This is a genomic window from Brevibacterium mcbrellneri ATCC 49030 (assembly GCF_000178455.1).
Classification (GTDB): Bacteria; Actinomycetota; Actinomycetes; order Actinomycetales; family Brevibacteriaceae; genus Brevibacterium; species Brevibacterium mcbrellneri.
Window position 1 is genome coordinate 62,080 of the sequence record NZ_ADNU01000037.1, and the last position, 24,154, is coordinate 86,233.

The following is a 24,154-nucleotide window of genomic DNA, read 5'->3' on the forward strand; positions in this document are numbered from 1 at the left end:
AGCGAAAACAAGAAAGGACGCAACGTGGATCAGCGCGACCTGGGCGATGACATTGAAGAGATCTTGGTAACCGAAACACAGATCAAACACCGACTCACTGAACTCGCAGCCGACATCGACCGGGACTACGAAGGCAAAGACCTTCTGGTAGTGGGAGTCCTCAAGGGCGCTGTCATGGTGATGGCTGATCTGGCCCGTGCTCTGCACTCGCACGTTCGCATGGACTGGATGGCTGTATCTTCCTACGGCTCCGGCACCAAATCTTCTGGTGTTGTCCGTATTCTTAAAGACCTCGACACAGACCTCAAAGACCAACACGTCCTGATTGTGGAAGACATTATTGACTCCGGTCTGACTCTTTCGTGGCTCCTGTCTAACTTGAAGTCCCGTGGTGCAGCGTCAGTCGAAATTTGCACCATGTTGCGCAAACCCGAAGCTCTCAAAGTCGACATTGATGTGCGTTATGTAGGCTTTGACGTTCCTAACAAGTTTGTTGTGGGATACGGGCTAGACTACGCCGAGAAGTACCGTAACGTACCGTTTGTCGCGACGCTCGCGCCACACGTCTACAGTTAATAGACCTACACAACAGACCCGCAAGCACGTACAGAGAGAATTAATGGCCAACAACAACAACGATCTGAAACGTCGGGAACCTAAAGGGCCCGACAATAAGGATTCCAGCAAGTCCAGCGTGAAGAAGTTGACGCGTGGACCCGTCCTGTGGATCGTGCTCGCAATTGTCATCGTTTCTATTGGGATGATGTGGCTGTCCGGGGGTGGCTACCAGCGCATCGACACCAAACAGGGACTTGAACTGCTTAACGGCAAGACCGTGGAACAGATCAAGGTTGTTGACGGTGACCAGCGTGTAGACATGGTGTTGACCGAAGATTACAAGGTCGACGACCGGAACTACGGCAAGCGCGTGCAATTCTTCTACGTGGAGCCACGTGGAGATCAGGTCATTAAGGCAATCAACGACGCTGACATTAAAAAGGGCTACACGGACGAAGTTCCTAAGCGGTCGTTCCTCACCTCTCTGCTTCTCAACGTTATTCCGTTCGTCATCATCTTGGCTGTTTTCTGGTTCCTGCTCTCGCAGATGTCCGGGGGCGCCAAGGGGATCATGAACTTTGGTAAATCCAAAGCAAAAATGGTCAACAAAGAACACCCCGACGTCACGTTTAAAGACGTTGCGGGTGTAGACGAAGCGCTGGAAGAGCTCCAAGAAATTAAGGAGTTCTTGGCTGAACCAAAGAAGTTCACGGACTTGGGAGCCAAGATCCCTAAGGGTGTCATGCTCTACGGCCCTCCCGGAACCGGTAAAACCCTATTGGCCCGTGCTGTTGCTGGAGAAGCGGGCGTGCCGTTCTTCTCTATTTCTGGTTCCGACTTTGTTGAAATGTACGTGGGTGTGGGTGCTTCACGTGTCCGCGACCTGTTCGAACAGGCTAAGAACAACTCACCGGCCATCATCTTCATTGACGAAATCGACGCAGTTGGTCGTCAGCGCGGTGCCGGAATGGGGGGCGGTAACGACGAACGCGAACAGACACTCAACCAGTTGCTCGTTGAGATGGACGGTTTCGACGCCACCACCAACGTGATCCTCATCGCGGCAACCAACCGCCCCGATGTTCTGGACCCCGCTCTTTTGCGTCCTGGACGTTTCGACCGCCAGGTCAACGTGGAAGTCCCCGACATGAAGGGACGCCAACACATTCTGGGAGTCCACGCGCGCAACAAACCGCTTGCGCCTGAAGTGGACCTTGGGCAAATCGCTAAACGCACCCCAGGTTTCTCTGGTGCAGACTTGGCGAACGTCCTCAACGAAGCGGCCCTGCTCACGGCACGTTCGGGTCGCACGCAGATCGACAACCGAATCCTGGACGAAGCGATTGACCGCGTGATCGCCGGGCCACAGAAGCGTACTCGCCTCATGAACGACAAAGAACGTTTGGTCACCGCGTATCACGAAGGTGGGCACGCGCTTGTTGCCGCTGCCATGAACCACACCGACCCGGTGACAAAGGTGACCATCCTCCCGCGTGGTCGTGCACTGGGATACACCATGGTTCTTCCAAGCGAAGACAAGTACTCCACCACGCGCAATGAACTCTTAGACCAGCTTGCTTATGCGATGGGTGGGCGCGTTGCTGAAGAAATCGTGTTCCACGACCCCACAACAGGTGCCAGCAACGACATTGAAAAAGCCACCAGCACGGCCAAGAAGATGGTCACGCAGTACGGCATGACGCAAAGCGTTGGAATGGTCAAGATCGGTGACGTTTCCTCTGAACCGTTCGCCGGACGCGGACAAGGAGCAGAAGCCCACGCATCTGACGAAACCTACCGGCAGATCGACCTGGAGATTCGCGCACTCGTTGACGCGGCACACGCTGACGCCTACCGCGCGCTGAACGAAAACCGCGACATCCTGGACCGCCTGGCTCATGAACTCCTCGAAAAGGAAACCTTGGACCAGGCACAGTTGGCAGAAATTTTTGCCGAGGTTAAGAAGGCTCCGAAGCGTGATGTGTGGCTGGCTGACCCGTCGCGTCCTGTTTCCGACATTCCGCCTATCGCGGTTCCGGAACGTGTGCGTCCTGAAAACCCCGAGGTGTGGGAAGCGCCACTTGACGCGCCCCAAACACAACCGGGGGATTCGGGACAGCCGCCCATCGACACGCACCCAAACCCCGGTAACCAACCACCTCACACTGGTCCCGGCGCACCGGAGCCGGGCGCCGGTCCACAGCCTGGCCCAGGTGACCAACAACCACCGTGGACTGACCGCTAATGGTGGACCAGCCGCGCATTGAGGCAGCGGTCCGCGAAATCCTGTACGCGATTGGCGAAGACCCCAACCGCGACGGACTACAGGAAACACCCGGGCGAGTAGCCCGTGCGTATGCGGAACTGTTCGCCGGAATCGGACAAGACCCGGCAGAAGTGCTGTCAACCACGTTTGAGATTGGCCACGACGAAATGGTGTTGGTGCGCAACATCGAAATGTTCTCCACGTGTGAACATCACTTGTTGCCGTTCCACGGGGTTGCGCACGTGGGTTACATCCCCAACACCTCGGGACGTGTGACCGGGCTTTCGAAGCTGGCACGCTTAGTCGAACTGTACGCGCGCAGGCCACAGGTCCAGGAACGGCTCACTGGCCAGATCGCCGACGCACTCATGGAACACCTGGAACCTCGGGGCGCAATCGTGGTGATCGAAGCGGAACACCTGTGCATGTCCATGCGCGGTGTGGACAAGGCCGGCGCGTCAACAATTACGTCAGCTGTACGCGGTAGCCTGCGCAAACCAACATCGCGGGCTGAGGCCATGAGTCTGATCCGAGGCACAACATGAAAATCATGGGGATTTTGAACGTCACCCCAGATTCCTTTTCTGACGGTGGGCGCTACTTCGACACCACGAGTGCGCTCGACCACGCACACCAAATGGTTGAAGACGGTGCCCACATCATTGACGTGGGAGGCGAATCGACGCGCCCCGGTTCAGCCCGGGTGGGTGAAGAAGAGGAGCTACGCCGCGTGCTCCCCGTGGTCACAGAGCTTGCCAAACAGGGGATTGCGGTGAGCGTGGACTCCATGAACGCGTCCACCATGCGCGCGTGCCTAGAAGCAGGGGCACGCTACATCAATGACGTGTCAGCAGGGCAAATGGACCCCGACATGCTACGACTGGCGGCTGAAACACACAGCGAAATCATCCTCATGCACTGGCGCGGCCTGCTGTGTGACGCGGGCGCCGTATTCCACTACGAGAACGTAGTAGAAGAAGTGCGCGAAGAACTGAGCCAGCGAGTCGACGCCGCCGTAGACGCGGGTGTGAACCCCGGCCGCATCATCGTGGATCCTGGGCTGGGTTTTTCGAAGAACGCGCAACACAACTGGACACTCATGTCCCACCTGGACCGGCTGGCCAGTTTGGGTCCCCGGCTGCTGGTGGCAGGTTCGCGCAAAAGGTTCCTGTCCTCGCATCTGGAGGAAACCGGCGCCGAGGTGGACGAACGCAATTTGGATATTGCCACCTCGGCATTGACCGCCCTTGCCTGCCACGCGCGCGCCTGGGGCGTGCGCGTCCACGATGTGCGCACCTCGGCGGTGGTCGCCAGCGTCACCGAACGGGCCCTCCATGGGTGACGACCGGATCACTCTGACCGGGTTGAAAGCGCGTGGTTTTCACGGGGTTTTCGACTTTGAAAAGCGCGAGGGTCAAGATTTTGTGGTCGACGTGGTGCTCCACGCCGACCACGCGCAGGCTGGGGCGTCAGACCGGTTAGAAGACACCATCAACTATGCGGATGTCGCGCAGATTGTGGCGGACCGCGTCACGGGTGAGCCCTTTGACTTGATTGAAGCTCTGGCATGGGCAATTGCCGGTGACTTGTTGCGCGTGGCGGGTTCGGTGGAAGTCACAGTCCACAAGCCACAGGCGCCCATTGACCAGGACTTTCAGGATGTTTCGGTCACCGTGCGGAGGACTGGTGTTGAGCGCGAGCGGTTGCAACACGAGCGGCGGGCACGCGGCGGGCAAGCCGTGATCGGTGTGGGGGCCAACATGGGCAACCCCGCTGAAACGGTCCAGAGCGCCATGGACGCGCTTGACCTGCACCCGCATATCACGATTCTTCAGCGGTCCTCGCTGTATAGGTCCGCGCCTGTTGGTGGAGTCGAACAAGACGACTTCATCAACGCGGTGATGACGGTTGAGGCCACACTTTCTGCGTATGAACTGTTGGGCGTGTGCCAAGGTATTGAGCTGGCGCACGGTCGCACGCGCGACGTGCGGTGGGGGCCGCGCACGCTGGATCTGGACCTCATCCGGTTCACTCCGCATGAGGGGCTGGGCCGGGGCGAGGGCTTAGGAGATGCGGGCGCCGAACTGAAACTCACAGACCCGGTGCTTACTTTGCCTCACCCAGAAGCGGGTAACCGAGCGTTTGTGCTTACACCCTGGCATGAAATTGATCCCAGCGCGACAATAGACGTAGACGGCGCAACGCTGACGCTTCGTGAACGACTGGAAGAGCTTAGTGACCAGGGGGTTGAACGAGCATGAGCCAGACCAAACCCAAGACGCTTGCGATTGCAGGTTTACTTGGGCTGGCACTTGCCTACATGTTCAACTTCATGTGGGAAACTTACGGCCAAGTGTTGCCGGGAATCCCGTGGCTGGCAATCGTGGGAATGTTGATCCTTTCGGTTGTTCTTCTGGTGCTTGGCCTTCCCATCAAAAAGTGGAACGAAGGCGATCGCACCCGCGTCCTCGACCCACTTAAGGCTGCTCGCGTGGCCATCATGGCCAAAGCCGCCGCACTTGCCGGGTCAAGCCTCACAGGATGGTACGCGGGAAGTGCCGTGTATCTGCTCACAACGGCCGGTGGCGCGCGCAGTTCTACCGGTGCGGGCATGCTTTTGGCAGTAGCTGCCGCAGCGGTTTTGATGATCGTGGGCCTTATCGTAGAGTCATACTGCCAATTGCCGCCCGACGACCCAGAGGGGGCCGAGCCTGCATGAATGATCAGATCGTTCCAGTAAATAGCAAACTGTTCTACGTGTGGCTGGTGAACGGTCTGTGGTTTGTTGTCGTTGCTGTTGTGGCGTGCGTGATGGCAGCACTTTTTCTTCCCTGGTGGGCTCCAGTCACAGTTGGTGTTCTTGCTGTGATCGGAATTGTCTGGTGGGTTATCGTTGCCCACCGTCAGGTGAAGAATTTGGGGTACGCAATCCGGGAAAATGACTTGCTCATCCAGCGAGGGATCATGTTCCGCAGCACCACGGTCGTGCCCTTTGGACGCATGCAGTTCGTCGATGTTTCCTCCGGGCCTGTGAGCCGTTTCTTTGGGTTGGCAACAGTGGAACTGCACACTGCCTCGGCGTCCTCAGACGCAACCATTCCAGGGCTGCCCGCTCAAGACGCAGACCACCTGCGCGAACTTCTGGCGCAGCGCGGTGAAACTCACCTGGCCGGATTGTGAGGCCACCGGTGTCACAGGAAAACCCAGACGCGCAGAACACCCCGGAGGCAGAGCCAGACGCGCAGCCAGACCAGCTCGACTGGCACCGAGTCCATCCCGCCACCCCGTTCCTCGACGTGGGACTGGGGCTGATCGCGCTCGTCGTGGCGTTCGTGTCCTTCTCGTTCAACCAAGTCCAAGACCTTATTCAGCTTGTGGTCTTTGCCGTCGAACACGGAACGCTCGACTTTATTCTTAAGAACCTCGCCTGGTTGCTGGTAGGTGTGGCAGTTTTTGCTGGAGTTATTGCCCTCAACTGGTGGTCGTGGCGGGTGCGTGCATACGCGATTGACCACAACGCGGTGTACTCGCGCTGGGGGATCCTTAACAAACAGCTGCGTAAAGCGCGCTTGGACCGTGTGCAGTCGATCGACATCCGGCAGCGGTTCATGGCACGGATCTTCGGAATGGCGGAACTCACTTTCGACGTCGCCGGTGGCGAGGGCTCGGAAGTCACCATCAAGTTCCTCACCAAGAAACAGGCCGAAGACCTGCGCGAAGACATGCTCGCGCAAGTCCGTGCCGTGAAGAATGAGAAACGTGCGCCTGCGGAACCAACGGCCGAGGTCGCCCCGACTAGCCTCGCCCCTGAAGATATCCCCGCGCACAGTCCGCACACTGAGGCCCCGGGAACGACCTCGGCGGACCACGCAAAAGCCCACCGCCACGGTGCGCCTGCCGGAAGCCGCATCACCACAAGTCTGAGCACCGGGATTAGCACGGTCGCAGAAGACTTGACGGAAACCGTGGATTCCGTGCTCATGCCGTACCGCATTAAATCCAATGTGAGTGCCGACGGTCGGTTACTCATGGTTCCGGCACACCGCGTGATTCTTTCGCGACTGGTTTCCGGGACGACGCTTGCGTTGGTCCTGAGCGCGCTGGTAATCCTTGTGGCCATTGCTGTGGTTGCGCTACTGCCCAACTCGTCGTTCAGCTTTGGTGGGCTGGCCGGTTTCGTTGGTATCATCGCAGGTCTTGCCTCAGTGGTGAGGAAAGGTTTTGCCGAATCCAACTTCGCTGTGTCGATCACCGGTGACGGCCTGGCGATCACCTCCGGGCTACTGGATACGCGCCGGAGCGTGATCCCTTTGGACCGTATCCAGGCTGTCGAACTGACCCAGAGTATCTTGTGGCGACCATTTGGTTGGTGGCGTGCCACGTTCAACCTGGCCGGAACGTCCGACACTGACAAAGGCTCTGTTCTGCTTCCCGTGGGAACGCTCGATGAAGTGATGGTGCTTTTGGGGCTAGTGCTTCCCGACCCTGGAGTTCCTGAGGACATCCACGGTGGTGACCTGATTCGTGAAGCGGCACTGAAGAAGTCCAAGGGTGAGCCGGTGGGGCAGGCCGCACGCATGTTCACGCACCAACCCGCGTCGTCAAAGTGGCTAGACCCGATTTCGTGGAAATCCAACGTGTTTGCTTTCACCGACACCATGCTTGTGGTGCGCAGGGGAGTGCTGGAACGTAAAGTCCAGCTGGTGCCCCATGCCCGCGTGCAGTCCCTGGCGTTAGAGGAAGGGCCACTCCAGTCTGCCCTGGGGCTGAAATCGATCAGCATCCACTCCACCAGCGGCCCGGTCCACCCGCACATTTACCACTTCGATGGCGCTGATGGGCACGCTTTGCTGAACGACTACGCGGAACGTACCGTGCACGCACGCCGTGTGCTTGACGGAGTCGAAGCCTAGGAGGACAAATGGACCAGACTCGATTGGGTGTTGGCATCGTGGGGACCGGTCGCGTGGGTGCCGTGATGGGGCGCGCACTGCGTGAAGCTGGGCACGCGATTGTGGGATGCACTGCCAGTTCTGAAGCCAGCCGTGACCGTGCTTCAGCCATGTTGCCCGATGTCCCCATCCTGGACGTCGAAACGGTGGTGGAGCGTAGCGAATTAGTGCTGTTCACCGTCCCAGACGACATCCTTCCGGAATTGGTTTCTGGGCTGGCTAAGTTGGGGAAGTTTAACTCGGGTCAGATCGTGGCCCACTGCGCGGGCCGGTATGGGACCGAGGTGTTAGAACCTTCCGGAGCCATTCCCCTTGCGCTGCACCCGTCTTTGTCGTTTACCGGAACGAGCATCGACTTACCACGTCTGCGCCAGGCAACGATCGCGGTAACGGCCCCCAAACCTGTTTTGCCGATTGGGCAGGCTCTGGTGGTGGAAATTGGGGCCGAACCAGTGATCGTCGCCCCTGCGGACAGGCCGTTGTACCACGCGGCTATTTCACACGCGGCCAATCACACGGTGGTGATACTTAGCCAGGCGCTGGAACTGTTGGCCAGTGTGGGCATGGAGAACCCGGCTCAGGTGTTGCACTCGTTGGTTGATGCGAGCGTGAACAACACTCTGCAGTCCGGTCCCAGTGCGCTGACCGGTCCTGTCTCGCGTGGAGATATTGGAACTGTTGAAGCACACTTGGAGGCCCTGACTGAGTTCAGCCTTGCTTCCGAAGGCGTGGCTACCCGTGACACCTATGTGGCCTTGGCGCGCGCAACCGTTGCTCGTGCGCTCACCAACGGCACGATCACTGACGCGCAAGCCACCGCCCTGTTGGACGTGCTGCAGGCGTCGAGCACAGATCCCAAATAGGAGCTGAACATATAAACGCGGTAGCCTAAGACCATGCCTACCGATCACGAAGAACACCTCGACCCTGAACAGTTGCGCATCCGCAAAGAGAAGCGTCAGCGCATGCTCGACGCAGGCGGTGAAGCGTACCCCGTTTCCGTTCCGCGCACTCACACTTTGCAGGAAATCCGCGAGGCGTATCCGCACCTGGAAGCCGGAGAAGAAACTGACGACCGCGCTGGTGTCGTTGGTCGCGTTGTGTTCTTCCGCAACACCGGAAAGCTCTGCTTTGTGACCCTGCAGTCTGGTGACGGCACCCGCTTGCAGGGAATGTTGTCCCTCGCCGAGGTGGGACAAGAAGCGCTGGACGCGTGGAAAGCTGATGTCGACTTAGGTGACATTGTTTTCTTGGAAGGGCGCGTGATTTGCTCTAAGCGCGGCGAGCTGTCGATCTTTGCTTCCCGTTGGGAAATGGCAGCCAAAGCGATCCGTCCGTTGCCACCGCAACACACTGAGCTGGGCGACGAAGGCCGTATGCGTCAGCGGTATTTGGATCTGATCATGCGCGAGGACGCGCGCAAGACGGTCCACATTCGTTCGGACGTGATGAAGTCACTGCGCAAAACGTTCGACGAACGCGGGTTCCTTGAAATTGAAACCCCTATGTTGCAGACAATTCCATCTGGTGCTGCTGCACGCCCATTCTCTACGCACATGAATGCGTACGACATGGAACTGTATTTGCGTATTGCGCCTGAGCTTTTCCTCAAGCGTGCTGTTGTTGGCGGGTTGGAAAAAGTTTTTGAAATTAACCGCAACTTCCGAAACGAAGGTGCGGACTCTACACACTCTCCGGAATTCGCAATGCTTGAAGCATATGAAGCATATGGCGATTATTCGACAATCGGGGAATTGACGAAAAAGCTTATTCAAAATGCTGCGGAAGAAGCCACTGGCTCGCTGCACGTGACTCTGGCTGACGGAACCGAATACGATTTCGGTGGCGAGTGGGCCACGGTGAGCATGTACGAAACGCTTTCCGAGGAGTGCGGGGAAACCGTTACGCCTGAAACCACAGTTGATGAGCTTTTAGCAATTGCCAAGAAGTGCGACATCGACGTGGAAGGTGTTTTCCGCGGACACGGAAAGCTTGTGGAAGAAATGTGGGAGCACTTCTACCAAGACAAGCTGTGGGAGCCCACCTTTGTCACAGACTTCCCGGTTGACACCTCGCCCTTGGTCCGTGAACACCGCTCAAAGCCTGGGGTTGTTGAGAAATGGGACCTCTACGTGCGTGGGTTCGAGCTGGCTACTGGATATTCAGAGCTGGTAGACCCCGTTGTCCAGCGGGAACGCTTTGAAGCGCAGACGCGTAACGCCGCAAAGGGTGACGACGAAGCGATGCCTTTGGACGAAGACTTCCTCACCGCGATGGAGTTTGGAATGCCCCCATCAGGTGGAATGGGAATGGGAATCGACCGGCTTCTCATGGCTCTTACTGGATTGGGAATTCGTGAAACAATTCTTTTCCCGCTTGTGAAGCCAATTGAAAATTAATGATTACTGAAAGTAATGACATTAGCCCAAACGCTAGGATAGATAGTGGAATACGTTAAAGTATTGCTTCCTTCGATCGTTGTCGGATTGATTTTTTGGTACGTGATTCGTGCCATTATTCGATCAGACAGCATCGAACGTAAACAAATGGACAAGTATTACGCTCAGCTAGCTGAATCAGAAGGGGCTTCGACGGCGCGGCCGGGATCCCACAACGATCAGGTTGACCAAGCGGAAGGTAGCTCACATGGCACGCACGATGAAGGTCGTTCTCACTGACGACATCGACGGAACTCCCGCAGACGAAACCATCGAATTTTCGATTGACGGAAATCACTACGAAATTGAACTGAACAGCGACAACGCGGCTAAGTTCCGCGGTGCTTTTGAACCGTATGTTTCTAAGGCCCGTCGCGTCGCTGGTTCACGCACTCCTAAGAAGAAGGCATCGTCCAGCCGCGTCGATGCGACCAAGGTCAGGGACTGGGCACGCGACAACGGGTTCGAAGTTTCAGCCCGCGGACGTCTATCGAGTGAAGTGATCGAAGCATACGCGAAGTCACTGGCCCAATAACCTCATAAGCCGTCTAGGACTCACAGAATTTCGCCATCAGCCGAACTGTTTCGGCTGATGGCGAAACTGCAAATAAAACACTGGCCCGCATGGTTACAGTCTTAGAAATCCAGAAATAGGAGGGCAAATGTTTGAACGGTTTACAGATCGTGCCCGTCGAGTCATCGTGCTGGCACAGGAAGAAGCCAAGCTTCTAAAGCACAACTACATCGGAACCGAACACATTCTTTTGGGGCTCATCCACGAAGGTGAAGGAATCGCTGCCAAAGCGCTCGAAGGAATGGACATTTCCCTCGAGGGTGTACGTGAACAGGTAGTCGACATCATTGGTGAGGGGCAGCAGGCTCCTACCGGTCACATTCCTTTTACCCCGCGTGCAAAGAAGGTGTTGGAGCTCAGCCTGCGGGAAGCCCTGCAGCTGGGACACACCTACATCGGTACCGAGCACATTCTTTTAGGTCTCATTCGCGAAGGTGAAGGCGTTGCCGCTCAGGTACTCGTGAAGCTGGGCGCCGACCTCGGCCGTGTGCGCCAGGAAGTTATCAAGCTCATTTCCGGTTACCAGGGCAAAGAACCTGCTTCAACCGGTGCGCGTGAAGAAGGCACGCCGTCTGGTTCGCTGGTGCTTGACCAGTTTGGGCGCAACCTCACCGCTGCTGCACGGGAAGGCAAGCTGGACCCGGTCATTGGGCGTGAAGAGCAGATGGAACGCGTCATGCAGGTGCTGTCGCGTAGGACCAAGAACAACCCGGTTCTCATCGGTGAACCCGGTGTAGGTAAGACGGCGGTTGTCGAAGGTCTCGCGCAGGCGATCGTGGCCGGTGATGTTCCTGAAACGCTCAAAGACAAGCAGCTGTACACCTTGGACCTCGGTTCACTGGTGGCTGGTTCGCGTTACCGCGGTGACTTTGAAGAGCGCCTGAAGAAGGTCCTTAAGGAAATCCGTACTCGCGGGGACATCGTCCTGTTCATTGACGAAATCCACACCCTGGTGGGTGCGGGTGCAGCCGAAGGTGCGATTGACGCCGCCTCGATCCTGAAGCCCATGTTGGCCCGCGGGGAACTCCAAACAATTGGTGCCACCACGTTGGACGAGTACCGCAAGAACATCGAGAAGGACGCGGCTCTGGAACGTCGTTTCCAGCCTATCCAGGTGCCAGAACCTACGCTCGATATCGCTGTTCAGATTCTGCGCGGTCTGCGTGACCAGTACGAAAACCACCACAAGGTGACCATCACCGACGGTGCGTTGGAAGCTGCAGTCAACCTTTCTGACCGCTACATCAACGACCGTTACCTGCCGGACAAGGCGATTGACCTCATTGACGAAGCTGGTGCCAAACTGCGCATCACCCGTATGAGTGAACCGCAGGAAATCAAGGATCTCAACGAAAAGATCGCAGAAGCTCGTAAGCGTAAAGAAGTTGCAATCGACAAGCAGAACTTTGAGCTTGCAGCTGATGAGCGCAACACGGAGATGGAGCTCACCAAGGAACGTGACAAGGCCGAAAAGGCGTGGCGTTCAGGCGCTAAGGGTGGCGGCGCGATCGTTGACGAAGAGCTGGTCGCTGAAGTTCTGGCTAAGGCCACCGGCATCCCTGTGTTCAAGCTGACGGAAGAAGAGTCGTCGCGTCTTCTGCGCATGGAAGACGAACTGCACAAGCGCATTATTGGTCAGAACGATGCGATCAAGTCGGTGTCGCGGGCAATCCGTCGTACGCGTGCTGGGCTGAAAGACCCCAAGCGTCCGTCCGGTTCGTTCATCTTCGCCGGACCTACCGGTGTGGGTAAGACGGAGCTCGCTAAGGCACTTGCTGAGTTCTTGTTCGGTGACGAGTCTGCTCTCATCAGCCTGGACATGAGTGAGTTCTCTGAGAAGCACACTGTGTCGCGTCTGTTCGGTTCGCCTCCGGGATACGTGGGATACGAAGAAGGTGGGCAGCTCACAGAGAAGGTGCGCCGTCGTCCGTTCTCGATCGTGCTGTTCGATGAGGTTGAAAAGGCCCACGCGGACATCTTCAACTCGCTGCTACAGATCCTGGAAGACGGTCGTTTGACGGACTCGCAGGGTCGTGAGGTGGACTTCAAGAACACCATCATCATCATGACCACGAACTTGGGTACGCGCGACATCAACCGTGGAACCCCCATGGGCTTCCAGGCTGACAACGACACGTCAACCAGCTACGACCGTATGAAGCAAAAGGTCAACGAAGAGCTCAAGCAGCACTTCCGTCCTGAGTTCCTCAACCGTGTCGACGACACGATTGTGTTCCCACAGCTCCAGAAGGCAGAAATCGTCGAGATTGTGGACCTGTTCCTGACCCGTCTGGACACGCGTCTGGCTGATCAGGGCATGAGCATCGAGGTGTCTGACGACGCCAAGAACGCTCTTGCTGACCGTGGGTTCGACCCCGTTCTGGGTGCACGTCCTCTGCGTCGCACCATCCAGCAGGACATCGAAGATCCACTGTCGGAAAAGATCCTGTTCAACGAGTTGCACTCGGGACAGCGCATCTACGTGGACGTGGAAGGCGAAGGGCCGCTGGCCACGTTCACCTTCCGCGGAGAAATGGACGACCGTGTGCTCACACGTTCCAAGGACGAAAAAGACAACACGGGCGCGATCCCGGAAGCCGGTCTTGCGAACGAAGAGGCTGGCAAACCGGACGTCACGGACGACACTGACGGAGCAGGTGGAAAAGCGGTAGCACAGGCTAACCAAACCACCGAAGAGTAAGGCAGAGTTCTAGACTTGCTGTGTGAGTGAGAATCTTGTACCTGCGCAGCATGATCGAGAACCCCACGGCACGAACACCGGCCAGCGACTGAATTGGTTGCGGGCCGGTGTTCTTGGTGCCAATGACGGAATTGTGTCCACCGCCGGTGTAGTCATTGGTGTTGCCGGTGCGACTACGAGTATTCCTGCGATCGCAACCGCTGGTCTCGCGGCGGTAGCCGCCGGTGCCTTTTCCATGGCTGGTGGTGAGTATGTCTCTGTCAGCACCCAGCGTGATACGGAAAGAGCGCTGATCGAAAAAGAACGTCGCGAGCTTGCAGAAATGCCGGATGAGGAGCTCGCAGAGCTGGCTCACCTGTACGAGCAGCGAGGAATTTCATCCGAATTGGCGATGCAAGTAGCTAAAGAGCTGACGGAGAAAGACGCTTTACGAGCTCACGCAGAAGCTGAGCTGGGGATCGTGCCTGACGAGTACACCAGCCCTTGGGTTGCTGCTTTTTCTTCGTTTGTCGCGTTCACTGTTGGAGCGCTCATTCCTTTTGTTGTCATTCTTCTACCATTGGGCGACGCGCGAGTATGGGCTACTGCATTCTCAGTTGTTGTAGGTCTTGCGTTAACCGGCTGGTTGAGTGCCACACTGGGCCAAGCGCCTCGCGTACCTGCCGTGCTTCGTAACGTGATTATGGGTACTGTCACCATGGTGGCCACGTACGCAATCGGGGCCACTTTCGGAACAGTGGTGGGATAAATGAAGTCAACGAAACTGGAGTCCGGTTTGCTCATCAGGCCGGCCCGCACCTCGGACGTGGCCGCTATCCGGGCACTGTGCCAGCCGCTCATTGACGAGCGCATCCTGGTGCCCAAAGACCACGTGAACTACTTCGAGAACATTCAAGAGTTCATGGTGGTGACAGACCCCGACGGCACTTTGGCCGGCTGTGCCGCACTCCACGTGTTCTGGGAAGACTTGGCAGAGGTGAGGACAGTGGCAACCAGCGCACAGTTCCGCCGCCGAGGTGTGGGTCGCGCGCTCATTGAGAGTCTCCTTCAGCGGGCAAAAGACCTGGGCGTTGACCGGGTGTTTTGTTTAACGTTCGAACGCGATTTCTTTGCTTCCCTGGGGTTTGAGCAGATCACGGGAACCCCGGTGTCTCCTGAAGTGTTCGTTGAACTGTTGCGTTCACAGGACGAAGGTACGGCCGAGTTCCTGGACTTGGCCCGGGTGAAACCCAACACGTTGGGCAACTACCGGATGATGATTTCACTGGGGCAGGCTGAGAACGCCTGAGTTGCGGGTTGCGAGGCCGTCGCTCACCAGGTCATCGATGAGCCGGGCGATCCGGTCGTGTGTCCCCAAAGCCCGCACGCGGGTCAGGGACGATCCCACTGCTTCTGGAAGTCCCGTGATGACGGTGTCCTCAAAATCAGCGGCCGGAGCCGTAAAGTAATCTTCGCGCAAGGTGCTTCCCTGCACTGCGGACTCTTTAAGTACGGTCATGATGGCGCCGCGAAGCTGCCGGTCGGTGCCGTGCCACGCTTGGGTTTTGGGTCGGACACCGCTTTTTGGTTGCCCAGCTTTGAGCCACGCGCAGTGCTCCGCCAACGGGCACTCGTGACACGAGGGGTTGCGGGACGTGCACACCAAAGCACCCAACTCCATGGCCGTGGCGTTGAACTCAACGTGGTGGTCCTTAGGAACGAACTGCCTGGCCCATGCGTGTTCTTTTTTGCTCAAGGCTGGTTTGGGGTGGTCAACACCAGCGAACACGCGCGACAACACCCGCCGCACGTTCACGTCGAGCACAATCGTCCGCTCACCAAAAGCAAAGGACGCAACCGCGGCCGCCGTGTACGGTCCCACCCCGGGCAGGGCCAACAAACCTTCTTCGGTGCGCGGAACCTCGCCGTCCCCAATCGCTCGGGCGCATTCCTGCAACCGCAATGCGCGCCGGGGATAACCGAGCGAGCCCCAGGCGACTAACACCTCGGCGGTGGGGGCGTCAGCCAGCGCGCGGGGAGTGGGCCAGCGTTCCATCCAATCTCGCCACACTGGTTCCACGCGGCTCATGGGGGTCTGGTGGGACATGATTTCAGAGACAAGCACCGCCCAGGCCGAGGTGTCCGCGGCCCTCCACGGGAGGGGCCGCTGTGCGCTGGCGAACCAGTCAGTGAGCGCGCGAGCGACTTTTTGGTGTGTCAAGGTTTAACATCTCCGGCTGGGGGTCTAGGCTTCAAGGGATGTCTCAGAATAACAACTCTCGTGCTGGTCGACTTCCCGCGTCTGTGTACCGCAGGCGGCGCATTACTGTGCTGGGGTTGTCAGTTGTTGTTCTGGCCCTGTTTACCGTGGGTATTGTGCTGTTGGCGCAAGGGCTCACGAAGAACACGGCCGGGCCGGGAGAGCCGCAGGTGCAAGCTGGGTCTGGTAATGAGCAGGGCGGCGACGGTTCGCAGGGCGGCGCAGGTGAGTCTGATGGGTCCGATGGTGCTGGTGGGGAGTCGGCGGAACCTGGGCCTGATGAGGCGTCGGGTAAGTGCCCTACTGAAGCTGTTGAGATTTCAGCCAAGACCGACAAGCCCAGTTATAAACCCAACTCGGTGATCAAGCTGGAATTGGGCGTGACGAATAAGCACAACGCGTCGTGCGCAATCGACGTGGGGCCGCAGAAACAGACGTTCACCGTGAAGAAGGACAAGGACACCGTGTGGAGTTCCGCATTCTGTGTGAGTGGCAAGCAGAAGGACCAAACGCAGGTGTTTGTGGCTGGTGCAAACAAGAAATCGGTTTTGCCGTGGGACATGATTCCCACGGACGACAAGTGCAACCGCACAAAAGACACGCTTGACCCGGGCGAGTACACGCTAGTGACCAAGCTGGGCGACATCGAGAGTCAGCCGGCTAAGTTCGTGGTCGAAAAGCCAGAAGAGAAGAAGCCTGCAGGCGAGGACAAGCCTCAGGACAAGGAACAGAACTAAGGCCCGGAGTAAGGCCGAGGTTAGGGCTGTCCTGGCTAGAACGGCTGCGTATCGGGTGACCAGATTTAGCGCGGTCTTGGTTACCGTGGCCTGTTTCGAAAGACGCTGATCACAATGGCTGTGGTCAGAATGGTGGTGGTTCTTCGCTGGGTTGCCATGGGCGGGTGTCTCCGTTGAATACCTCCCCTGCGATCGCGTACTCGTCAGCGATCTCACGGGGGTACTCGTAGGCCTGTTCTGGACTTTCAGCAGTCCCGGGTGCAGGGCTGCGCATGTTGCTTGCTTTCTGCACGTACTCGCGTTCGGTTGCACACTGCCAGATCGCTTCACCATGCACAGTCTCGTGGCCTGATTCTTGAGTTGCTACATCCTCAGGGGTGGGAGCGGTTTGGTGTTCGGTTGCTTGGTATTCGTTGATGGTGTGGCTGATGTCTTGGTCGCCGGTGTCGAAGTACTCGAGTAACCGTTCGTACTGGAGTTGGTTAATCCGTGATTCTGGTGGGTAGACCAGCATGGCACCAATCCGTGGGAACACCCATGCCAGGGAACCGTCATCCATCTTGTCGACGCGTAAGCGTTTCTGGGTTTTCTCCTGATGATGCCGCTTACACAACGGGTGCAGGTTCTCCATCACAGTCAACCCACCCGACTCGGGGACCTGGTGGTTGAACGGTTCGATATGGTCTTTTTCGCACACCCTGGCAGGTGTAGCGCACCAGGGGGCACTGCAATCAGGATGCCTAGCTTCCACCATGCGTTTTAGAGCTGCTGGGATGTAATACTTCGTCGGTGTGGATTCTAGGACTACCCCGGTTTCGGGGTCTGTGAACATCCGGTACACCCACTTCGCCTGAGCGATCAGCTCATCAGCAGTCTTTGCGTCTAATGGCACCCGGCCATTCATCATCACCGGAACCCGCACATCTGGGTCCACCTTGATCGGCAACCCAAAATCAAGCTCACTACCCGAACCCACAGACGCACCAGCTATCTGGGGCTCGTCAGCGTTCAAGAACTCTTCCGGGTTTAAGGTTGCTCCACCACCCGGCGGCACATCAGTCCCTGGTGGCGCACTACTCCCTTGGTCCTCATATATTCGTTCGTCGGTTTGGTTTCTTCTGAAGCCTTGATCTGATTCGGGTCTGTGTTTGTCTGCCCCGGGGTCTTTTCCAGGGCGTTGTCTCTCAGGTCTTTGTTCCTCGGGTATTCTCTCCGTGCCTGGTGGCGGTAGGTGCGTGAGGAAGTGCAAGACTGGGATGGTGACGGTGATACCGGCTTGGGCTTTGAGCCATTCGTCTTTTTCAGGCATGGATACGCACAACTCAAGCTCGTACACGTCTTCCGCTTGTTTGACTTCACGTTTTTCAGCCCACACAGAACCAGACTCACCCGGGCCAGGGCCAGCCGCATCGCTACGGGTATCCATTCCGGGACCGCCAGCTTGGAAAACACCATCGGATTCCGCACCAGGAACACCTGGGCCGAAGGCGTCTTTGGTGTTGGTGACTGTGATGGGGGCGTGTTTACCTGTCGGGGTCACGCGGACACGCAACGTGGTTGAGGGTTTCGCCCCGGTAATCAAGTCCAGGGTGAGTTGGTCCATGAGCCGGTCATCATCAACCTCAACCCGACCCAGGTCACCAACCCGCACTTCAGTGGTTTCACCATTGCCCTCGGTAATGAACAGGGCTTGTTGTTCATCCGTTAACGTGGCAGTAAACGGTTCTATGTGGTTCGCGAGGATAGCCCTGGCTGTTCCACGCACCCGTTGATAAAACGCTTCCATCTCCAACACAGGCCCCGTCAGCGACAGTGTGGCTGTCCCGTCATCATTCACCCAATACGTCACTCCCCGGTTACGCCGAGCGTTCTCCACCTGGGTTTCAGGAGTCATAAGCATCGCAAGGATTTCATTGACGTGTCGTCTGTAGGTTTTCCAGGGCACGTTCACACGCTTATTGGTGAGCATGTCATCAAACACGGGGATACACACCCCAGCACGAACAACCCTGCCAGCTGTGTACAAAACCCTGTCGAAGCTGATCACGCCTTGTTTGGCTAGTGACCAGAGTTTGGGCATGAGTACGACTGCTGTCATGATTTTCCGCACCCGGGTTACCAACTGGGATCGTGTGCAATCCAACAGTTTCGCCAACACCCCCTCAGTCGGAGTCGGCAACTCATCAGCCACACGTTCAACACTGGCCACTGTGGCCACCTCACCCGTAGGCAACACCACACACGCCACCACATCATCCACACCAACAGACCCACCACGGGAAGCAATTGCTCCCGCATTTGAGCTTGCCCTCACGGTCTCGTTTGTTGCACCGCCTGTGACGAGTGGGCCAGCACCGGGATTAGAGGTAAACACCGCGTGTAGACCATGAGTGAAGTCATCTAACGGCACTATGTGGGCGCTAATGACTGCTGCTACGGCTTCGGCTTGTTTCACCTGCGCTTCGTCCAAGAGGCATGTTGTGTCCTTGACTGTTTCAAACAGTTCCACAGCCGGCCCGTCATATAAGTCGTTGCGCGTGTCCGCATGTGTTGTGGTCATGTGGGTTCACCTCCTTGTGTACCCCTATTCTATTTGCGTTCGAATGCGCAAGTCAAGGGTTTTGTTCGTTTTGTTTCTATTTGCGTTCGAACGAGCGTTCAGTCGCACCCACAAAGAAAGGGCTTTCAGAGGGAGGGTAGGACCGGGCTGTTCTGCACGCACGATCAGGCCGGACGAGTGAGGGTAAAGGTGTCTAGTTATACAGACTGCGGTCCGCTCCTACGCAGAGGTGACGGTGTTTAATAGGTGCAGCACGGAGTTCTACTTCACGCGCCAACATAGGCCTTGGCGGCGTCACTTAATTGGCGCGAGATTGCGCTTGGTGGCTAGGCAAGCTGGGCGCCTGGACAAGAAACAGCCCCAACCAGACGAAACCACCCAAAGCGAGCAAAACTGCGCAATATAATGCGCCGTATCGCTCGCTTGGCGCCGTTTGGGCCTGCCTACCTACCGTTTCAGCGTCAGCTCAATCGCTTGGGCCAGGTTGCTCACTTCCTTCACCCGAATACCCTGAGGCAAGGTCACATCTGCCAGCGACCCGCTGGCAACCACGGCAGTGTCGATCCCCATGCGCGTAGCCTCTGCTAACCGTTGCCCCACGTTGGGCACGCGCCTAATCTCACCGGACAGGCTCAACTCGCCAATCGCCACCAACCGCGAATACTGAGGCTTGTCCGCCGCAGCCGACGCCAACGCCAAAGCCACCGCCAGGTCAGCTGCCGGTTCTTGAATCTTCGCCCCGCCCACGGTCGACACAAAAACATCAGACCGCGCCAAATTCATGCTCTTCGAGGCTACCGCGATGAGCATGGCCACACGGTTAGAATCCATTCCACTCACGGTTCGTCGAGGATTCCCACCGGCCGCCTCCAGAGTGAGCGCCTGCACCTCGATCACCAACGGGCGCTTCCCGTCCAGCGTCACCGTCAAACACGTGCCCGGAGCGTTAATTTGCGACCGCGACAAGAACAACCCGGACGGGTCGGATTCACTAGTGATCCCTTCTTCCGTCATGGCAAAGCACCCCACCTCGTCGGTGGGACCAAAACGGTTTTTAATCGCCCGCAACATGCGCAAACGCGTGTGCTTATCGCCTTCGAACGAACACACCACATCCACCAAGTGCTCCAACAGCCTGGGGCCCGCGACCGTCCCGTCCTTGGTGATGTGACCCACCAGCACGGTGGGCAGGTTACGCGCTTTCGCTGCCCGGATCACTGCGGACGCAACTTCCCGCACCTGTGTGACCCCACCCGGCACACCTTCCACCCGGTCAGACGCCAAGGTCTGCACCGAATCCACAATGAGCAGCTCCGGGTCTTCCACCTCGATGAGCCCCAACACCGCCGCCAAGTCAGTTTCGTTTGCCAAGAGCAGATTGTCCGACAGCGCTCCCGTCCGTTCAGCTCGCAGGCGCACCTGCCCCTGCGATTCCTCACCGGTGACATACAAAACGCGCCTGCCAGCCTTCGCGGCTTTCGCAGACACATCGAGCAACAGCGTGGACTTACCCACCCCCGGTTCGCCGGCCAGCAGGATTACGGCACCTGGCACCAGTCCGCCTCCCAGCACGCGGTCAAGTTCGCTGACCCCGGTGGACGTCGCCGAGGCGGTGGTTGCGTCCACCTGTGTGACCGGGGTGGCGCGTTTGCCAGAAAAAGTAGCTTGGGTCTTGACGGACACACCTGGGCCGGCACTTTCTTCAAGGGTTCCCCACGACTGGCACTTGGGGCACTTTCCCATCCACTTAGGGGTTGAAGATCCACATTCGCTACACGTGTACGCCATAGATCTATGTTCCCATGACACCTACACTGGGGACTATGTACTTCATTGTTGTGAAATATGACGTCAAACCAGAATCCGTCGACCAGTGGCCTGAAATCGTTCGCGAGTTCACCGAGGCCACTCGTGCTGAAGAAGGAAACTTGTTCTTCGAATGGTCCAAGAGCCTCGAAAAAGACAACCAGTACGTGCTGGTTGAAGGTTTCACCGACGAAGGTGCTGAACCTCACGTCACCAGTGACCACTTTGCCAAGGGTATCGAAGCTATGCGCCCGCACCTACTTTCGACCCCGCAGATCGTTTCCCGCCAGGTTGAAGGCAACGGGTTCGAAGATATGGGCGAACTGAAGATCTAACGACACCCTGACCGGGCTGCCACCAGATCTAACTCAAAATAAAGTTCCAATTCCCGGTGGCCACCGATGCGGTGATGCAGGTTGCGGCCAGCACGCCTGCACACCCCATCGCCACCCAGTCGCGGGCTCCCAGGCTCACCCGACGAGTCCACGTGCGGCCCTTGGTACCAAACGCACGCCCCTCCATCGCCATCGCTAAGCGCACAGCTCGCCGAATAGCCTCGGTCAGCAACGCGAACGCGATAGGAAGAAAGTCGCGAAGGCCCCCAAAGAAACCTCCGTGGGCAACACCTCGGGCACGGCGGGCAAACCGGATCGTCTCCAACTGTTCTGACAAGAGCCCCGCCAAACGCGCGGCCCCCAAAGCCCCCAAAACGAACCGTTCAGGCATCTTTAACAGCTGGACCAGAGAATCAGCCAGCTCAGTCGAATCGATTGAAAACGCTAAAACCACGCACGGCAGCGACATCGCGAGCGAGCGCAAAAACAGCGCAAACCCCACCTCAACCGACCTGGCCGTCACCTCATACGGACCAAAGTTGAACAGGACCGGGCCAGCCCCTTCGGCCAACAGAACAGTTGCCCACCCCGTTGCAAACGCGGCCAGCGGAATGAACCACAAGTGGGTAAACAACCGCTTCACAGGAAACCCAGTCAGCGGGAAAAACACAATCACAAAAACCATCATGAGTGACGCGCTGACCACGTCAATCGACAGGACAACCCCCACCGTAATCAGCAACATAATGGCGATCTTGGTGAGCGGGTTAGTGCGGGTGAGCGGAGTAGAACGAACCTCAAATCCCATACTCGTCAGCCCCCACTGCGTGAATAAAATCCGGGTCGTGCGTCACTGTGAGCAGTGCAGCCCCGCCATCAACCGCCTCGTTGAGTAACCGGGCCAACTCCCGCCAGCTGTGCGCATCTTGCCCAAACGTGGGCTCGTCCACAATGAGAACTGGCGCGGCCAGCATGCACGCGACACTCAACCGCCGCTTTTCGCCACCGCTGAGCGTGGACGGGTGCGCCAACGCCACATGGTCAAGCCGCAACCGCTCCAACACCGAGTCCGGGTCCACCCCGCCCAAAACCAGCTCGTCACGCACCGTGCGAGTGACGAACTGGTGCTCAGGAGTCTGAAACACCTTCCCAATCCTGCGCGCCAACGTCCGGGCCTTCCACTTATGCGGGCTGGCGCTACGCACAGGAAACTCCGGCGCCCAGGCTTGTAGTTCCGGGCTTGCTGTGACCTGCCCCGCCCGAGGTCGCAAGAGCCCCGCTACCGTCAGCGCCGCCGTGGACTTTCCGGCCCCGTTGGCTCCCGTGATTGCCAACGCTTGACCTTGTGCCAGGGAAAACGCCACGTGGTTGACGTCTGCCTGGCGACCCACTGTGGCGTCGACCTGGAGCAGCTGCGGGCCGGTGGCCTCACGCATTATCCGACGCTTGGGCCGTACGTGGCTCAACCACAAGCCGGCGTCTTCCAACTCCTGCCGGTGCGTCTCCATGATGTGGTGTGGCGGGCCGTCCGCAATGACCCCGGTGGGGGAGAGGACCACCATGCGATCCACGTGTTGGGCCCATAGATCCAAACGGTGCTCAACAACCAGCAACGTCGCACCGGTCTCATCCGCAGACCGGATCACAGCATCCCGCAACCCAGGAGCCGACTGTGGGTCAATGTTTGCCGTGGGTTCGTCCAGCAAAATAATCGACGGACGCATCGCTAAAACCCCAGCAAGAGCAACCCGCTGCTTCTGCCCACCCGACAGCTTGGCTGTGGGCCACTCTGGCGGAAATGGCAACCCCACCGTCTCCATAGCCCACTGGACACGCTCAGCGATCTCCTCAACCGGAACCCGCAGATTCTCAGCCCCAAACGCAATGTCAGGGCCAATTCGTGACAACACCGCCTGCGAATCCGGGTCCTGCAAAACCAAGCCGGTACGACCTCGGGTAGGGTCCGGGGCCGTGCCGTCGATGAGCAACTGCCCAAATTGAGTCCCCGACTCACTGGGCAAAACCCCGGCCACAGCGTGCAAGAACGTGGACTTGCCAGCCCCAGACGCGCCCGCAATCAGGACGCGCTCGCCAGCCGCAATGTCCAGCGAAATTCCGGTGAGGGCAGGTCGCTTACGGCCGGCGTGCTTCCACCCAAAATCGGTCGCGCGGAGGTGGCTCACACCTCGCGCCCGGTGTTACCAGAAGCAAACGCGTTGAGCGCCCCAGCTGAAGCGAGCATGCGTGTGAGCAACCATGGGATCACCCCAGCCAAAACGGCTGATGACAGCACGGCAAGACCGGTGTAAGCAACCCGGAAGCCCAACGACCATTCCGCAAGGTAAATGATCGATTCGTGAACACCCATGAACAGTCCCGCAAGCATGGCTGCCAGAATGCTCACGGGGAGCGTGAACTTGCGGTACCTGAACGCGGCAAACACGAGCTCCGCACCCAGCCCCTGCAAGAACCCAGAGAACACCGCAACCACACCAAAGTGGGAGCCCAAAACAGCCTCGAAAATCGCGGCCAGCAGCTCACAGAACAGCGCGGCACCCGGCTTGCGGATGATCATTGCGGCCAGCGGGCCCGCGAGCACCCACACGCCACCAAACAGCGCCACGGCAGGCGGGAAAGTCGTGGCAAACAGCAACTCAAAGCCACTCCACAGAGCTGCCCACAAGGCAAACAAAAGGCCAACCGCAACCGCGATTACGGCGCACACAACAATGTCAACAACTCGCCACGTGTTTGTGTGAGTCTTTACTGCTTCTGTCGTCGATGACATGTATCCTCCCAAGGATTCAGGAGGGGTAAAGAGAAACTCGACTCCCTTCGGCGGTCCTAACCGCATCAGGTTCGAGGGTCTGCATCAGCACTCTCAGCGCCCCTTCTGGCGCTCCCCTGTCGCGGATCACACATTACAACACAAAAAGGGAGGGGAGAAACCTTGAGAAGAAACCGGCTACAGAACAGCCCGAGGTGTGC

Annotated in this window: 23 protein-coding genes and 1 riboswitch; of the genes, 17 read left to right on the forward strand and 6 right to left on the reverse strand. The window is 58.0% G+C overall.

The genetic code is table 11. The features are described 5' to 3' along the window. The first annotated feature begins 24 nt into the window (after positions 1–24). The 15 genes from hpt to HMPREF0183_RS06205 all read left to right on the forward strand — a co-directional run bounded on the left by hpt (position 25) and on the right by HMPREF0183_RS06205 (position 14,777). On the forward strand, positions 25–576 hold the full coding sequence (hpt, locus tag HMPREF0183_RS06135; protein WP_005883997.1) for a hypoxanthine phosphoribosyltransferase: 552 nt from the start codon (positions 25–27) through the stop codon (positions 574–576). 43 nt (positions 577–619) lie between these two features. Further along, positions 620–2,803, forward strand: a complete 2,184-nt coding sequence (gene ftsH, locus HMPREF0183_RS06140) for an ATP-dependent zinc metalloprotease FtsH (RefSeq protein ID WP_005883999.1) — start codon at positions 620–622, stop codon at positions 2,801–2,803. After that, a complete protein-coding gene (folE, locus tag HMPREF0183_RS06145) occupies positions 2,803–3,369 on the forward strand; it encodes a GTP cyclohydrolase I FolE (protein WP_005884001.1) in 567 nt (188 codons plus the stop codon). Before ftsH ends, folE begins: the two co-directional genes overlap by 1 nt. Before the next feature lie 5 nt (positions 3,370–3,374). Continuing rightward, complete coding sequence (folP, locus tag HMPREF0183_RS06150) at positions 3,375–4,166, forward strand: dihydropteroate synthase (RefSeq protein WP_245527121.1); 792 nt, start codon at positions 3,375–3,377, stop codon at positions 4,164–4,166. After that, the gene (gene folK / locus HMPREF0183_RS06155) at positions 4,159–5,085 is read left to right on the forward strand and encodes a 2-amino-4-hydroxy-6-hydroxymethyldihydropteridine diphosphokinase (protein WP_005884006.1); all 927 of its coding nucleotides are present in this window, start codon (positions 4,159–4,161) and stop codon (positions 5,083–5,085) included. Before folP ends, folK begins: the two co-directional genes overlap by 8 nt. Further along, positions 5,082–5,543: a DUF3180 domain-containing protein gene (locus tag HMPREF0183_RS06160; RefSeq protein WP_005884008.1), complete on the forward strand. Its 462-nt coding sequence runs from the start codon at positions 5,082–5,084 to the stop codon at positions 5,541–5,543. The genes folK and HMPREF0183_RS06160 overlap by 4 nt, the downstream gene beginning before the upstream one ends. After that, positions 5,540–6,004 (forward strand): PH domain-containing protein, encoded by a 465-nt coding sequence (locus HMPREF0183_RS06165; RefSeq protein WP_005884010.1) that lies wholly within the window; start codon positions 5,540–5,542, stop codon positions 6,002–6,004. The genes HMPREF0183_RS06160 and HMPREF0183_RS06165 overlap by 4 nt, the downstream gene beginning before the upstream one ends. A gap of 8 nt (positions 6,005–6,012) precedes the next feature. Then, on the forward strand, positions 6,013–7,737 hold the full coding sequence (locus HMPREF0183_RS06170; protein ID WP_005884011.1) for a PH domain-containing protein: 1,725 nt from the start codon (positions 6,013–6,015) through the stop codon (positions 7,735–7,737). A gap of 8 nt (positions 7,738–7,745) precedes the next feature. After that, complete coding sequence (locus HMPREF0183_RS06175) at positions 7,746–8,639, forward strand: Rossmann-like and DUF2520 domain-containing protein (protein ID WP_005884014.1); 894 nt, start codon at positions 7,746–7,748, stop codon at positions 8,637–8,639. 33 nt (positions 8,640–8,672) lie between these two features. Further along, positions 8,673–10,175, forward strand: a complete 1,503-nt coding sequence (gene lysS / locus HMPREF0183_RS06180; RefSeq protein WP_005884016.1) for a lysine--tRNA ligase — start codon at positions 8,673–8,675, stop codon at positions 10,173–10,175. 45 nt (positions 10,176–10,220) lie between these two features. Next, on the forward strand, positions 10,221–10,454 hold the full coding sequence (locus tag HMPREF0183_RS06185) for a hypothetical protein (RefSeq protein ID WP_005884018.1): 234 nt from the start codon (positions 10,221–10,223) through the stop codon (positions 10,452–10,454). After that, positions 10,423–10,749 (forward strand): histone-like nucleoid-structuring protein Lsr2, encoded by a 327-nt coding sequence (locus tag HMPREF0183_RS06190; RefSeq protein WP_005884020.1) that lies wholly within the window; start codon positions 10,423–10,425, stop codon positions 10,747–10,749. Before HMPREF0183_RS06185 ends, HMPREF0183_RS06190 begins: the two co-directional genes overlap by 32 nt. A gap of 127 nt (positions 10,750–10,876) precedes the next feature. Continuing rightward, a complete protein-coding gene (locus HMPREF0183_RS06195; RefSeq protein WP_005884022.1) occupies positions 10,877–13,489 on the forward strand; it encodes an ATP-dependent Clp protease ATP-binding subunit in 2,613 nt (870 codons plus the stop codon). Between the two features lie 22 nt (positions 13,490–13,511). Continuing rightward, the gene (locus tag HMPREF0183_RS06200; RefSeq protein WP_005884024.1) at positions 13,512–14,237 is read left to right on the forward strand and encodes a VIT1/CCC1 transporter family protein; all 726 of its coding nucleotides are present in this window, start codon (positions 13,512–13,514) and stop codon (positions 14,235–14,237) included. Then, on the forward strand, positions 14,238–14,777 hold the full coding sequence (locus tag HMPREF0183_RS06205) for an amino-acid N-acetyltransferase (RefSeq protein ID WP_005884026.1): 540 nt from the start codon (positions 14,238–14,240) through the stop codon (positions 14,775–14,777). Here the strand turns inward: HMPREF0183_RS06205 and HMPREF0183_RS06210 are convergent. Then, entirely contained in the window at positions 14,751–15,689 is a 939-nt protein-coding gene (locus HMPREF0183_RS06210; protein WP_005884028.1) for an HhH-GPD family protein, read from the reverse strand. The genes HMPREF0183_RS06205 and HMPREF0183_RS06210 overlap by 27 nt on opposite strands. 38 nt (positions 15,690–15,727) lie before the next feature. Here HMPREF0183_RS06210 and HMPREF0183_RS06215 point away from each other — a divergent pair, with 38 nt between their 5' ends. Further along, entirely contained in the window at positions 15,728–16,465 is a 738-nt protein-coding gene (locus tag HMPREF0183_RS06215; protein ID WP_040348311.1) for a hypothetical protein, read from the forward strand. Between the two features lie 124 nt (positions 16,466–16,589). Here HMPREF0183_RS06215 and HMPREF0183_RS12100 read toward each other — a convergent pair whose 3' ends face one another. Then, complete coding sequence (locus HMPREF0183_RS12100) at positions 16,590–19,025, reverse strand: HNH endonuclease signature motif containing protein (protein WP_005884030.1); 2,436 nt, start codon at positions 19,023–19,025, stop codon at positions 16,590–16,592. Between the two features lie 447 nt (positions 19,026–19,472). Continuing rightward, positions 19,473–20,813 carry a DNA repair protein RadA gene (gene radA / locus HMPREF0183_RS06225; RefSeq protein WP_040348314.1) on the reverse strand — a complete coding sequence of 447 codons (1,341 nt, stop codon included), beginning with the start codon at positions 20,811–20,813 and terminating at the stop codon, positions 19,473–19,475. Positions 20,814–20,848: 35 nt separating this feature from the next. Here radA and HMPREF0183_RS06230 point away from each other — a divergent pair, with 35 nt between their 5' ends. After that, entirely contained in the window at positions 20,849–21,166 is a 318-nt protein-coding gene (locus HMPREF0183_RS06230) for a putative quinol monooxygenase (RefSeq protein WP_005884033.1), read from the forward strand. A 28-nt stretch (positions 21,167–21,194) separates the two neighbouring features. Here the strand turns inward: HMPREF0183_RS06230 and HMPREF0183_RS06235 are convergent, their stop codons facing one another. The 3 genes from HMPREF0183_RS06235 to HMPREF0183_RS06245 are packed head-to-tail and all read right to left on the reverse strand — an operon-like array spanning position 21,195 to position 23,954. Further along, the gene (locus HMPREF0183_RS06235; protein ID WP_005884035.1) at positions 21,195–21,974 is read right to left on the reverse strand and encodes an energy-coupling factor transporter transmembrane component T family protein; all 780 of its coding nucleotides are present in this window, start codon (positions 21,972–21,974) and stop codon (positions 21,195–21,197) included. Then, entirely contained in the window at positions 21,964–23,349 is a 1,386-nt protein-coding gene (locus HMPREF0183_RS06240) for an ABC transporter ATP-binding protein (RefSeq protein ID WP_005884037.1), read from the reverse strand. Before HMPREF0183_RS06240 ends, HMPREF0183_RS06235 begins: the two co-directional genes overlap by 11 nt. Next, positions 23,346–23,954: an ECF transporter S component gene (locus HMPREF0183_RS06245; protein WP_005884039.1), complete on the reverse strand. Its 609-nt coding sequence runs from the start codon at positions 23,952–23,954 to the stop codon at positions 23,346–23,348. Before HMPREF0183_RS06245 ends, HMPREF0183_RS06240 begins: the two co-directional genes overlap by 4 nt. A 25-nt stretch (positions 23,955–23,979) precedes the next feature. Continuing rightward, positions 23,980–24,082, reverse strand: a riboswitch (TPP riboswitch). Positions 24,083–24,154: the final 72 nt, after the last annotated feature.